At 71.8% G+C, this 13,040-nt stretch carries 8 protein-coding genes and 1 CRISPR repeat array; of the genes, 4 read left to right on the top strand and 4 right to left on the bottom strand.

The window, feature by feature from the left end:
• Nucleotides 1–172: 172 nt before the first annotated feature.
• Nucleotides 173–1,664: a CRISPR direct-repeat array (repeat unit 29 nt; unit sequence GGGACCATCCCCGCGTGCGCGGGGAACAG).
• A gap of 968 nt (nt 1,665–2,632) precedes the next feature.
• A complete protein-coding gene (locus ACFXMF_RS10860; RefSeq protein WP_379988851.1) occupies nt 2,633–2,971 on the top strand; it encodes a hypothetical protein in 339 nt (112 codons plus the stop codon).
• 1,895 nt (nt 2,972–4,866) lie between these two features.
• Here the strand turns inward: ACFXMF_RS10860 and ACFXMF_RS10855 are convergent.
• Nucleotides 4,867–5,139, bottom strand: coding sequence for a hypothetical protein (locus ACFXMF_RS10855; RefSeq protein WP_379988850.1), 273 nt, complete (start codon nt 5,137–5,139; stop codon nt 4,867–4,869).
• A 627-nt stretch (nt 5,140–5,766) separates the two neighbouring features.
• Here ACFXMF_RS10855 and ACFXMF_RS10850 point away from each other — a divergent pair.
• From ACFXMF_RS10850 to ACFXMF_RS10840, 3 genes are read left to right on the top strand one after another with little or no spacing between them, the layout of a single operon-like run.
• Nucleotides 5,767–8,298, top strand: a complete 2,532-nt coding sequence (locus ACFXMF_RS10850; protein WP_379988849.1) for an FtsX-like permease family protein — start codon at nt 5,767–5,769, stop codon at nt 8,296–8,298.
• A 2-nt stretch (nt 8,299–8,300) separates the two neighbouring features.
• Nucleotides 8,301–9,587, top strand: coding sequence for a sensor histidine kinase (locus tag ACFXMF_RS10845; protein WP_380020611.1), 1,287 nt, complete (start codon nt 8,301–8,303; stop codon nt 9,585–9,587).
• A complete protein-coding gene (locus ACFXMF_RS10840; RefSeq protein WP_360312720.1) occupies nt 9,584–10,231 on the top strand; it encodes a response regulator transcription factor in 648 nt (215 codons plus the stop codon). The genes ACFXMF_RS10845 and ACFXMF_RS10840 overlap by 4 nt, the downstream gene beginning before the upstream one ends.
• 17 nt (nt 10,232–10,248) lie before the next feature.
• On the opposite strand, the gene ACFXMF_RS10835 is transcribed toward ACFXMF_RS10840, so the two are convergent.
• The 3 genes from ACFXMF_RS10835 to ACFXMF_RS10825 all read right to left on the bottom strand — a co-directional run bounded on the left by ACFXMF_RS10835 (nt 10,249) and on the right by ACFXMF_RS10825 (nt 12,883).
• A complete protein-coding gene (locus ACFXMF_RS10835; RefSeq protein ID WP_379988848.1) occupies nt 10,249–11,337 on the bottom strand; it encodes an alpha/beta hydrolase in 1,089 nt (362 codons plus the stop codon).
• Between the two features lie 117 nt (nt 11,338–11,454).
• Nucleotides 11,455–11,889, bottom strand: coding sequence for a nuclear transport factor 2 family protein (locus ACFXMF_RS10830; RefSeq protein WP_360312714.1), 435 nt, complete (start codon nt 11,887–11,889; stop codon nt 11,455–11,457).
• Nucleotides 11,890–11,962: 73 nt separating this feature from the next.
• Complete coding sequence (locus ACFXMF_RS10825) at nt 11,963–12,883, bottom strand: zinc-binding dehydrogenase (protein ID WP_379988847.1); 921 nt, start codon at nt 12,881–12,883, stop codon at nt 11,963–11,965.
• Nucleotides 12,884–13,040: the final 157 nt, after the last annotated feature.

Below are 13,040 nucleotides of genomic sequence, written 5' to 3'. Positions count from 1 at the left end.
ACACAAACGACTCCGGCCAAACGTTTATCGCCATACCGGCCCCTGGTGATCGCCGATGCGATATGGCAAGCCCGGGGCTGCGCCCAACACCTGACGATTCACCCGGGCAGGCACGGCAACTCAGCGTGCGCGGGAAGCAACGCGGCAGCCGTACCGCCGAACTTGTGCGGACGGGACCATCCCCGCGTGCGGGGAGCAGGACGGCGCGCTGAGCGTGTTCGGCTCGGAACTCGAACCATCCCCACGTGCGCGGGGAGCAGGCCGGTCGGCCGCGGCTCCCACGGCACGAGGAGGGACCATCCCCGCGTGCGCGGGGAGCAGTCGTCGGCGATGACGGTGGCCTCGACGTAGGCGGGACCATCCCCGCGTGCGCGGGGAGCAGTGGGTGCCCCGGCCCGTGGACGGAGAGTCAGGGGGACCATCCCCGCGTGCGCGGGGAACAGTCGTTACTGCCGCCCCGGTCGAGCCCCAGACCGGGACCATCCCCGCGTGCGCGGGGAACAGACCGCGCGGATCGTGATTCGTTCGGGGCTGTGGGGACCATCCCCGCGTGCGCGGGGAACAGCCCGGCGCGGTCGCCGTGCAGGATCTGTGTGAGGGACCATCCCCGCGTGCGCGGGGAACAGTGCCCGATCGGCCTCACCACAGGGAACTCCTCGGGACCATCCCCGCGTGCGCGGGGAACAGAACGTCACGGCGGGACTTCCTCTCTTCAGTTGGGGACCATCCCCGCGTGCGCGGGGAACAGGCCGACGCGTCCGCCGTCCTCGACACGCAGGTGGGACCATCCCCGCGTGCGCGGGGAACAGTTCGTCGCGCTCGCCATCTTCGGGTTCTTCACGGGACCATCCCCGCGTGCGCGGGGAACAGGGGTCGGGGTCGGGATCGCCGTAATCGATCCCGGGACCATCCCCGCGTGCGCGGGGAACAGGCCGTCAAGGCCATGGAGCAACTCGGCCTGTCGGGACCATCCCCGCGTGCGCGGGGAACAGTCATCGAAGTCGTCCGGACCATCGACAAGTTCGGGACCATCCCCGCGTGCGCGGGGAACAGAGCTGCGCGCGCTCGACCGGTAGCAGCCGCGCGGGACCATCCCCGCGTGCGCGGGGAACAGGCGGTAGCGGAGGACGGCCGGCTGATCGCGCGGGGACCATCCCCGCGTGCGCGGGGAACAGATGCCGACCCGCTGATCGTCGCGGCCGTCACCGGGACCATCCCCGCGTGCGCGGGGAACAGAGCAACAGCGGCGACGGCAAGGGGCTGACCCCGGGACCATCCCCGCGTGCGCGGGGAACAGGGGGTTGTTGCTCATCTTGTGTCTCCTGGATGTGGGACCATCCCCGCGTGCGCGGGGAACAGACGTTCGACAAGGGTCCGGCGTACTCGGCCTCGGGACCATCCCCGCGTGCGCGGGGAACAGTGGGAGACCGGCGGGTTCGTCGGGCTAGTCGAGGGACCATCCCCGCGTGCGCGGGGAACAGGCACCGGTCGTCAGCGAGATCCGGATGGACATGGGACCATCCCCGCGTGCGCGGGGAACAGGACTCGATGATCGACTCCCGCTCCTCGCACGAGGGACCATCCCCGCGTGCGCGGGGAACAGATCCGCGTCCCGCTGCTCGACTCGATGTTCCTGGGACCATCCCCGCGTGCGCGGGGAACAGGCTTGACGACCTGCGGGTTTAGCGCTTGGCGGGTGCCATTGCGAGTAGTTTCATTGATTCGGTCATTAGCGCTGTTTTCCTGTCTTTTGGTGCAGATAAGGACGCTGTAGTCATGCCTGCGGTGGCCGTGCCGCGGGCAGCGCCGAGGAGCAAGCTCATTGAGCCCCAGGTCGAACGCCGGCACCTTGGCCCCGGTCATGATCTCGTGAAGGCGTCGCTCATCCAACTTCCCCGACAGCTTTCACGGTTCGATTCGACAGTCCTGGTCGACGGGATGGCCGCCATCGACACCTCCGGTGAGGTTTCCCTGCGTCCTCCCCGACCGGGTGGGCGTCGGCAAGGTCAAGGGCGCCTCGCCGGTCTCGATTTTCGACAACCGTGCCATGAATCGGGCCAACACGTCGATTCAGACGGCGAAGGCCGGACGCGACGAAGACAACAACGAGCCCGACGAGGAGTGCGCCCCTGGATGCCCGGGCTCCTCGTGCTCGCCAAGGAACTGAAGGACGTATGACCAGCCTTCCCGGACTGGAGCTTCTGGCCCTGATCAAGCCGCACATGGGGGAGCCAAGAATCATCCGGCCGACGGCGCGTGGCTTCCGTTCCGACGTCGCGGCCCTGGTCGAGGGCGGGAACGGCCGATTCTTCGTCAAGGCTGTGAGGAACCGGCCCGGTGGTCGACGTGACTCTCTCGTCCGGGAACGCCTGATCAACCCGACCGTGCACCCGATTTCCCCAGCGCTGCCATGGAACGCAGAAGACGACGAGTGGGTGGCGCCTGGGTTCGAAATGGTCGAGGGGCGCTGCTCCGATTTTGCGCCGGACTCGCCGGACCTCACCTCGATCGTCGACACCCTCAACCGCATCGGGAACTCGACCTGCCCGAGGTCGCACACGACTGGTCCGAGACCCGATGGAATCGGTTCGCCGCAGACGAGGCGGAGCCCGTGTTCTTACGAGGCGACGCATTGCTCCACACCGACATCAACCCCGACAACCTTCTGATCGGCGCCACGACCACCTGGGCGGTGGACTGGTCCTGGCCGACACGCGGCGCCGGATTCATCGACCCGGCCTGCCTGGTCGTGCAGTTGATCGCGGCGGGACAGAGCGCCCTCTCTGCGGAATCCTGGGTATCCCATTGCACGGCTTGGGCCAAAGCCGACGCCACCGCCATCGGCGCATTTGCCGGCGCCACCGCGCGTATGTACCGCAGCTTGGCCGAGCGCAAGCCGGACGCAGCGTGGCTCGGAGCAATGGCAGCAGCGGCCCGGAAGTGGGCATCTCACCGCGGCGTGCTCGTCTGAACAAGTCTGCTGGACGACGTTCGGACACAGGAGGCCTGACCAAGCGCTTGGACCCCGACAGAGGGGCTTTTGCGGATGGGTCGGCCGTTTCGGCGTGCGGTCGCGTCTTGGTCGGGTCGGGCGCGGGTGGCCTTGTGCTAAACGGTCGGCGTGGACCGGCGGAGATGGGCCCGGTCCCACCGTCACCGGCGGTCAGGAGCCCTGGGTTCCCCGGCGAGACGCGGGTGTTGCTTGCCGGAAAGGCGCCGGCAACGGCGGAGCGGGAGGGCGGCCCGGTGAGGTCCGCCGGGGAGCCTTTCCGAGTGGGCCGGGCCGGTTCGGTGGACGTGTCGGGGTGGGTTCGCGGGGGGAAAGGCTACCCGCGTGGGTTGGGCAGGTCTTCATCCGGATCGCGGGACGACTTCCGGCTCTTCGATTTGCGCCGACCTGCGGTTTTGTGGGGTCGGCCGGCGAGAGCGCGTGCCGAGGGCCGGTTTCTTGAAGCCCGGCGGCGGATTTCGCGTGGGCAGTGTGCTCTCGGCGGGTGTTTCGGGTCGGGGCGGTCGGGAGGGCGTTCCGGCAACGTTCACCGGAGAGCCTTCTTGGGTGGGTCGGGCTGTTTCGGCGGGCGGTTGAGGGTGGGCGGTCGGGCGAGAGGCCGTCCGAGGGGTTCGAGAGTCACAATCCGGATCCCGAGACGGTTTCGAGCGCTCAGGTTTCCGCTGACCTGGGGCTTTGCGTGACCGGGCGGCGGGAGTGGGTGCCGTGGGCCGGGTTGTGCACCCCGGTGACCGGAACCGCCCACTCTCGGCCCGCTTTTCCCTCCTCGCGCCACCGCCCACCTACCGTCCGCCGAACCGGCCCGGCCCACTCGGAAAGGCTCCCCGGCGGACCTCACCGGGCTGCCCTCCCGCTCCGCCGTTGCCAGCGCCTTTCCCGGCAAGCAACGCCCGGGTCTCGCCGGGGGATCCAGGGCTCCTGACCGCCGGTGACCCCGGGACCGGGCCCATCTCCGCCGGTCCACGCCGACCGTTTAGCACAAGGCCACCCGCGCCCGACCCGACCAAGACGCGACCGCACGCCGAAACGGCCGACCCATCCGCAAAAGCCCCTCGGCAGACCTGACGAAAGCACCCACCCGCTCCGCCGTTGCCGGCACCTTTCCGGCAAGCAACACCCCGCGTGCGCGGGGAGCATCACCGTCGCTGCCCACATCGCGCCTTGCGTCGGGACCATCCGGCGCCTTGTAGCCCTGGTCGCGCCGCACACACGGGGGCGCCGAGAGTCGGCCGACCGAGGACGCGGCCCTGGTCGAGGGCCGGGTCGAGGGGCAGCAACGGGGGCGGGCGGTTCGTCGCGGATCGGTGGGCGGTGTGGCTCTCTCGTTCGGGGGCGCCTGGTACGGGCGGCCCCGGTCCTTGCCCGTAACCGTAACCGGAGCCGAAGCCGGAGGCGGAGCCAGGGCCGAAGCCGAAGGCAACCAGGCGAGGGCCGGAAGTCCGGCCGGACACCTCCGGTGCACGCCGTCGGAGGCCCGACGGGATCACACACCCGCCGGGAACGGCACGATGTGGCGCGCCACCGAGAAGTCGGCGGCCGCATCGGATCAGACGTGCCTCGGATCGCGCTCCGGACCAGGGGGCTCGTCGTCGTGGCGCAGACCGACCCGGCCCAAGCGTGCGGACTCGCCGGATCGACGGCAGTCGCCCACGACGAGCAGCCCTCGCTCGTGGCCGGCGTCGACCGCCGATGCGGCAGATTCGCTCACACCACGATCAGACCGCCGGGCCCGGGTCGGGGACAAGCCGGAACGCCGTTTGCTCACGAGACTTTGACACCGACCGAGAACCCGGGGGCATGCTCCGGCCCTTCGGCCACGTCACCGAGCCGGGACGACCCCGCGTGCCGCGCCGCGATCATTCGGCCATCTGGAACATTTGTCCCCGCCGGTCTCGGATTCCGTCGGGCGGGCCAGGCGACGCCGTGGGTGCGGCGAGCGACTCGGCGGCCCGGAGCAGCTCCTGCAACGCCTTTGAAACCACGTGCAATTCGCGAAGCAGGCGGTCCTCGGAGGGTTCGTGGCACAGTCGAGCCGTGCGCCAACGCATCGTGCCGAGGGCGCGGTGAGTGGACTCGATCGCCGCGCGCAGCTCTTCGAGACGGTCTCCACGAACGGGGCCGGAAGGCATCGGGCACTCTCCTTCGCATGTAGCGATCGGCGCGGTATTCACGTGTTCCGCGAAGTCGTCTCGGCTACCCGATCGAACGCCATCACCCGGTCGAGACAAAGCATCCGGACTCGGACTCGGACTCGGATTCGGAGACTCGGACTCGGACTCGGACTCGGGGCAGCCGCCGCGACTTCGCCCCCTCGACCCGACAGGTCCACGCGCCACGGTTGGCAGTCACTCGTTGCCGGTGTGAGGTCGAGCGCCGGCCGACCGGCGAGTCACGCCGTGCACGTCGATCCGGCAGCGAGACAACCGGACCGGACCGGACCGAACCGAACCGAACAGGACCTCTCCACGACAGTAGGGACTCCCCCGACGTCACCCGAGTCGTTCATACGCCGCGCATACGCGAAGAGCCCACACTCGAACACGATTTTGACAACCATCGGCACCGATAGCCGGTCGACCCGTCGGATCACAGGCGATGCCTTCGTTGGTTGTCTCGGTCCGATCGGACCGTCGCCGTGGCGATCGTGGATGGCGGTGGCCTCCGCCCGGCCGTATCGAGGGCGGTCGGCAGCGCGTGAAGGTGGTGGGGCCGGGCCCGTGTGGGACGGAAAACCTTTCGGCTTCAGGACGTTGCTCATGCTCAGGAACGCTCTTCGTACTCTCGCCGCGCAGCGCACGCGGCTTGCCCTGACCGTGCTCGCGATCGTCTTCGGTGTCGCGTTCGTGGCCGGGGTGCTCACGCTCAAGGACAGCATCACCGAGGCGTCCGCGTCGGCTGCGGCCGACGACTTCGCCGGGGTCGCCGTCGGTGTCCGGGCCGATCCCGATCCGGGGACGCCCGACCGGCCGGCGCTGGACGCGCGGCTGGTGGACCGGTTGCGCGCGCTGCCCGGCGTCGGGGCCGTGCGCGGGTCGGTCTCCGGGCCCGCCGTGGTCGTGGACCGCAAGGGGGACCTGGTCGGCCGGGTCGAGGAGGCGGTGGGCACCAACCACGCGCCCGGGCCGGACGGCGTCGATCCGCTGTACCGGGTGACCTCGGGTCGCGCGCCGACCGCCGCCGGGGAGGTCACCATCGACGACGCCGGGGCCCGCTCGGCCGGCTACCGGGTCGGCGATCGGCTGCGCGTGGTCGCCGGCGGCGGCACCCTGGACGCCACCCTCGTCGGCACCGTGCACGCCGACGACGCCCGGATCCGGCTCGGCGCGACCCTCACCCTGTTCGACACCGCCACCGCGCAACGCCTGTTCGCCGCCCCCGGCGCCTACGACCTGATCACCGTCTCCACCCCGCCCAAGACCAAGACGCCCGACGCCGCACTGCCCCAGGCCGTCCGCGCCCTGGTGCCCGCCGGCGCCGAGACGGTCACCGGCGCCGAACTGACCTCCGAGCGCCGCGAACTGGCCGCCGCAGGCACCGCCGGACTGGCCACCGGGCTGCTCGTGTTCGCGGGCATCGCGCTGTTCGTCGGCACGTTCATCATCACCAACACCTTCACCATGCTGATCGGCCGGCGCACCCGCGAACTCGCGCTGCTGCGCGCGGTCGGCGCCACCCGTCGCCAGGTCACCCGCTCGGTGCGTTTCGAGGCGCTGGCCACCGGGCTGGTCGGCGCACTGCTCGGGTTGCTGCTGGGCATCGCGCTGGCCGCCGGGCTACTGGCCCTGCTGCGCGGCACCGACGCCGAGCCGCCGCGCGGCCCGCTCGTGGTGCGGCCCACCACGATCCTGTGGTCGCTCCTCGTGGGCGTCGGCGTCACCGTCGCCGCCGCGTGGCTGCCCACCCGCAAGGTGGCCCGGATCCCCCCGATGGCCGCGCTCCGGGCGCACCTGCCCGGTCCGGCCGGGCTGCTGCGCCGCAACCTGATCGGCCTGCTCCTGATCGTGCTGGGCGTGGGCGGCGGCTACACGACCGTGCGCACCGCGCCCGGCGGCGACGGCCAGTCGGTGCTGATCGTGGTGTGCGGGATGGTGGCCGTGACCGGCGTGCTGATGCTGATCCCGCTGTTGTCCGTGGCCGTGATCGGCCTGCTCGCCCGTCCGCTCACCCGGGTGTTCGGGGTGACCGGCCGGCTCGCGAGCCGCAACGCGCTGCGCGATCCGCGTCGTACCGCAGCCACCGCGTCGGCCCTGATGATCGGCCTGTTCCTGGTCACCGGACTGACCGTGATCGGCGCGTCGTTGAAGGACAGCCTCGACCACGCGGCGGCCCGCGGGTTGACCGCCGACTACGCGGTGTCCACCACGCTGCGCGACCCGATCGCGCCCGCGACCGTGGAGCGGATCGGCCGCCTCCCACATGTCGCCGCCGCGAGTGTGTACCGCACCGCCGCCGCGGAGATCGCCGGCGGCGAACGCGAACTGGCCGCCCTGGACCCGGTCGCGGGCCCCGCGGTGATGCGCTTCGACTTCGTCGAGGGCGGCCCCGAAACCCTGCGCACCGACCTGTTCGTGGAGCGGACCGAAGCGAAGGCACGCGGACTGAAAGTCGGCTCGACGGTAGCCGTGACCTTTCCCGACGGAGCCCCGGGCACGCTGCGCGTCGGCGGCATCTTCCGGGCCAACCCGATCGCGCTGCCCTACCTGGTCTCCACCACGACCCTGGATCCGCACCTGGAACGCCCGGTCGGCCGGCAGGTGTTCGTCCGAAGCCTGCCGGGCGAGGCCAAGGCCCTCCAGGCCACCCTGGACGAGGCGTTCGGCGCCGATCCGGCCCTGCGCGTGCAATCCAAGAACGACCTGCGCAGGGGCCTCGCGGCCGGCATCGACCTGCTCCTGAACATCGTCTACGGCCTGCTCGGGATGGCCGTCATGATCGCGGTCATCGGCATCGTCAACACCCTGGCGATGTCCGTGCTCGAACGCACCCGCGAGATCGGCCTGTTGCGCGCGATCGGCTTGGACGCCCGCCGGGTGCGCGACCTGATCCGCCTGGAGGCGGCGCTGATCTCGCTGTTCGGGGGCCTGCTCGGAGTCGGACTGGGCGTCGGGGTGGGCGTGTTGGCGGTGCGCGGCATCGACCTGGGCAACGTGCCGCTCGGCGCGACCATCCCCTGGCTGCGGATCGCCCTGTTCGTGCTCGGCGCGATCGGCGTCGGCGTGCTCGCGGCGGCCTGGCCGGCCCGGCGGGCGGCGCGCATGTCGGTGCTCGGCGCGCTCGGGACCGAGTGAGGATGCGCCGGATCCCCCGGGCCCGGCTCGCGGTCGGCCCGCCCGCTGACTGGCCGGACCGCTGGACCGGTGCCGGTACCTTGACGGACGTGCCGAACGTGCGTCGCCCACCCGCCGCGTCGATACCCCGCGCCGTCGTGTTCGACGTCCTGCTCGCCGCGTCGGTCGCCGCCCTGTCCGGGTTGCTGCGCGCGCTCGGGCCGCTGGACGCCGACGGGTGGCATACGCCGAGCGATGTGCCGTGGTGGGGGATCCTGGTCCAGGTCGCCGCCGGCCTCGCCCTGGTGTTGCGGCGGCGCCGGCCGCTCGTCTCGGCCGGGGTCGTGTTCGCCCTCTCGCTCGGCTGGCCGGTCCTGGCCGGGCCCTTCTCCGCCTACGCGCTCGGCGCGTACGCCCCGACCCGGCGCGCGGGTTGGGCACTCGCCGCCGGGCTCGCGCTGACCACGTGCGAACCGTGGCGGACCCAGTCCGGCTCGGACCTGGTCGTCGAGTTCATCGCCATCGGCACCCCGCTGCTGCTCGGCATGTACCTGGCCTCGCGCCGGGGCCTGCTGCTCGCGTTGGCCGAGCGCGCCGAGCGGGTCGAGCGCGAACAGGTCGAACGCGACCGGCAGGCGCGCGCCGAGGAGCGCCGCCGATTGGCGGGCGAGATGCACGACATGATCACCCACCGGGTCTCGCTGATGGTGCTCCAGGCCGGTGCGCTGCGCACGATCGCCGAGCGCGACAACGTGCGTTCGGCCGCCGAGGAGTTGCGCCTGACCGGCTGCCAGGCGCTGGCCGAGCTGCGCGAGTTGGTGGCGGTGCTGCGTGACCCGGACGACCCGTCGCCGACCGGCGCGAGCGCGCGTGGCGGCGGGCCGACCGGGGTGGACGTGGTCGATCTGATCGCCGATTCGCGGGCGGCCGGTGTACCCATCGAGCTGACCGTGAGCGGCACCCCGGCCGCCGTCGACGCCCCGGCCGCCGTGCGTACCGTGCGCCGGGTGGTGCAGGAAGCGCTCACCAATGTGCACAAACACGCGCCCGGCGCGCACGTCGCGGTGTCGATTCGGCACGCGGCCGAGGGCATCGGCGTCACCGTCGCGAACACGGCGGGAGCACGGCCCCCGGACGTCGACCTCGGCACCGGCGGTACCGGCCTGCTCGGCCTGCGCGAACGCGTCGAACTCCTCGGCGGCCGACTGCACGCGGGCCCCGACGACGCCGGCGGCTTCGTCGTGGACGCGCACGTCCCGATCGCCGCTCCCCCGACCATCCACCGAGACCTCGACGAAGGTGCCGCATGATCCGACTCCTGCTCGTGGACGACGAACGCATGGTCTGCGCGCACCTGCGCACGATCCTCGGCGGCGCCCCGGACCTCGAGATCGTCGGCGAGGCGTACGACGGCGCCGAGGCGCTGGAGCAGGTGGTGCGGCACCGCCCCGACGTGGTCCTGCTCGACCTGCACATGCCCGGCGTGGACGGGCTCTCGGCGCTGCGCCGGATGGTCCGACTCGACGCCCCGCCAAAGGTCGTCGTGCTGACCACGATCGACACCGACGACCACGTGCTCCGCGCGCTGCACATCGGAGCGGTGGGCTTCCTGCTCAAGGACACCCCGCCCGAGGACCTGGTCTCGCTGCTGCGGGTGGCCGCCGACGGCAACACGGTGTTGTCGCCGGCCGCCGCGCGCAATCTGATCGGCGCGAGCGCGGCCCGCGACAACGCGCGGCGGGCGGCCCGGCACGCGATCCGCGAACTCAGCGACCGCGAGGCGGAGATCCTGGGCTGCCTCGGCGAGGGCCTGTCCAACGCGCAGATCGCCGGCCGGCTGCACCTCACCGAGGCGACCGTCAAGGCGTACGTGTCCCGCACCCTGACCAAACTCGACTGCACCAACCGCACCCAGGCCGGCCTGATCGCCCACGACGCGGGACTGACCGGCTGACGCCGGCCGGACAGGCCCTAGCCGAGCGGATCCCCGAGCCGACCCACGAGTCGATCCACGAGCCGGTCGGCGGTGTCGGGGACCCAGCCGGATTGGGCGTTGCACAGCAGGTGATCGCCGTGCGGAAGCACCAGCGACTCGCCCAAGGGCGCCTCGTGCGCGGCGAGTTCGGCCGGCAGCACGCCGGGGGTGACGTCATCGCCGCCTTCGACCACCCACAACGGCGTGCCGATGCCCGAGGCGATGCCGGCCAGATCGACGCCGCGCACGAACTCCTCGGCGGCGCCCACGGACCCGGTTCGCACGGTGAGCGTCTCCCGGACGAACAAGGGCAGTTCCGCCCAATCGAGCCGGTACGGGCCGCTGACCGCGACGGTGGCGGCCACGCGTGGTTCGTGCGCGGCGGTCAGGATCGCGTAGAAGCCGCCCAGGCTCATCCCGATCAGGCCGACGCCGGCGCCGGTGTCGAGGTCGGTACGGGTCGCCAAGGCGTCGATCACCCGGCCGACCACCCGGTGGTAGTCGGCCCGGGGCGCGGTGTCGACCAGCACGCCCTGGCCGGGCCCGTCGAAGGAGAAGGTCGCCACGCCGCGCCGCAACAGGGCTTCGTCGACGGCGTGGAACTCCTCCTTGCCGGAATTGAGGCCGGGTACCACGACCACCACCCGGGCCGGCCCGGTCGCCCCGACCGGCCGGCGCAACCAGCCGGCGAACCCCTCCCCCTCGATCCGCGTCGCGCCCGGGTCCAGGTATGCGAACGCCCGCACCATCGCCGCATCCGCCTCGCGCGCCGCCGCGATGGTGCGCGTGTGGTCGGCGAGCGGCGGGAAGGTGGCACAGTGCAACCAGCGGGCGGCGGTACGAAACGCGTCGCCCGCGGACACGATGTGCCCGTCCGCCGCGTACCGCTCGCCCGCCGCGCGGTACGTCTCGCCGACCCGGCGGAACGCGGGCAGCCAGTCGCGGAGGGTGTCGAGTCCGCCGACGACGCGGTCGTACTCGAACGGGTCGAGTCCGCACACGATCGCCCGGGAGCGGTTGCCTGCGGTGAACTGCGGGAGGAATGCGGGCAGTTCGAAAACGGTGGTGCCGGAAGACGAGGTCATGGCGAAGGCAGCGCTCTCTTGCTTGGCGAGTCGGAATCGGTGTCGGACTCGAAATCGGCGTCGGCGTCGGCGTCGGCGTCGGCGTCGAACTCGGCCTCGGAGCCCACGTCGCCCAGGTCAGGCCGCCACGTGGTCCGGGAAGAGCACGCGCGCCGTGTGCCCGGTGTCCGCGTACTCGTGCACCGACGTGATCCGACCGTCCGCGACCACGAAGATCCCCAGGCAGCGGTTGTGGTACTCGACGCCGGTGACCGCCACCGCGTCCGACGTCCACTCGGCGAACACCCGGTCGCCGTCCGCGTGCACCGACACCAGGCGGATCGCCACGGTCTCCGGTCGCAGGAGCGCGCCGACGTCGCCGAGGAAGTCGTCGACGATCGTGTCCCGGCCGACCCAGGTGCGGGAAATGGGCAGTTCACCGGGGTAGGTCCAGGTGGCGTCCTCGGCGAAGCTCGCCCGGATGCTTGGGAGATCGCCTTCGGCGACGGCCTCGACATAGCGGATGACGACGTCCTTGGCGGCGGCGGTGGTGGCGGTGGTCGTGGTGTTCATCGCGTACTCCAAAACGTGTCGGTCGGCCCACCCGGGAGAGCCGGGTCAGGCCGGATCAGGATCGGGATCGGCGTCAGGAAATGGTCAGTACGGCCTTGCCGCGCACCCGGCGTTCGCGCAGCGCGGTGAGGATCGATCCGGTTTCGGACCAGTCGGCGATCCGATCGACCTCCGGATGCAGCCGCCCTCCGTCGACCAGGCGGACCAGCGTGGCGAGATCGGTCGCGTACGGGGTGTCGAAGTCCAGGTAGTGGAAGTGCCGCAGCGTCGCCGATTCGGGCCCGGCGAACAGATCGAAGAAGTCGAGGGTGATCGGCGTGCGACTGGCCTGGCCGAACCAGATCAACAGCCCGCGTCGACGCAACCGGGCCAACGCTCGGGGCAGTTCGGTACCGCCGGTCGATTCGAGCACGACGTCGTAGGGACCGACCGCGTCGTCGAGATCGTGCACGACCCCGGTCGCGCCCAGTTCGATCAGCCGCCGACCCCGCTCCGGCGACCGGGTGACCGCGGTGACCTCGGCACCGGCGCCGGCCGCGAGTTCGGTGAAGTAGTGGCCGACCCCGCCGGACGCCCCGGTCAGCAGCAGCCGACGGCCCGCGACCGGTCCCGCCGTGCGCAACAGCCGCAGCGCGGTCAACCCGGCCAGCGGCAGCGCCGCAGCCCGGACGGCGGAAACCGACTCGGGGATCGGCGCGAGCGCGGACGTGGGGACGGCCACGTACTCGGCCCAACCGCCGGCCATCGGGTGCCCGACCACCCGCGTGCACACCGCGGGCCCCGATCCGTCCGCCGCCGCCTGGACCACCAGGCCCGCGACGTCCTTGCCCGGTCGGTGTCCCGGGCGCGGGTGCTCCAGCAGGAAGGTCTCGCCTCGGTTGACCGCGAACGCCTCGACCTTGACCAGCGCCTCGTCCGGACCCGGGCGCGGCTGCGGTACGTCCTCGTGGGCGACCCACGTGTCGGTCGCTCCGGTCGGTGTCAACGCCTTCATTCGGGGTGCTCCTGGATCGGGTGTTCGGGTTCCGGGCCGGCCGCGCGAGTGCGCCGGCCGAGTCGGCCGGCCGGGTGCGCCGCTCGGCGTCCCCGTCGGGATCAAGGAAACGTCCACAGCCGAACCCGGGTCCAACAACCGACCGGCAGCACTGACA

The sequence above is a fragment of the Embleya sp. NPDC059213 genome (genome assembly GCF_042754445.1).
Classification (GTDB): Bacteria; Actinomycetota; Actinomycetes; order Streptomycetales; family Streptomycetaceae; genus Embleya.
Note: the sequence above shows the minus strand (reverse complement) of the source record. Positions and strands in the feature narration are given on the sequence as shown.

Bases quoted from the DNA above. Each gene is read 5' to 3' on its own strand.
- ACFXMF_RS10855 (WP_379988850.1), bottom strand. From the start codon at position 5,139: ATGCCTTCCGGCCCCGTTCGTGGAGACCGTCTCGAAGAGCTGCGCGCG.
- ACFXMF_RS10850 (WP_379988849.1), top strand. From the start codon at position 5,767: ATGCTCAGGAACGCTCTTCGTACTCTCGCCGCGCAGCGCACGCGGCTT.
- ACFXMF_RS10845 (WP_380020611.1), top strand. From the start codon at position 8,301: ATGCGCCGGATCCCCCGGGCCCGGCTCGCGGTCGGCCCGCCCGCTGAC.
- ACFXMF_RS10840 (WP_360312720.1), top strand. From the start codon at position 9,584: ATGATCCGACTCCTGCTCGTGGACGACGAACGCATGGTCTGCGCGCAC.
- ACFXMF_RS10835 (WP_379988848.1), bottom strand. From the start codon at position 11,337: ATGACCTCGTCTTCCGGCACCACCGTTTTCGAACTGCCCGCATTCCTC.
- ACFXMF_RS10830 (WP_360312714.1), bottom strand. From the start codon at position 11,889: ATGAACACCACGACCACCGCCACCACCGCCGCCGCCAAGGACGTCGTC.
- ACFXMF_RS10825 (WP_379988847.1), bottom strand. From the start codon at position 12,883: ATGAAGGCGTTGACACCGACCGGAGCGACCGACACGTGGGTCGCCCAC.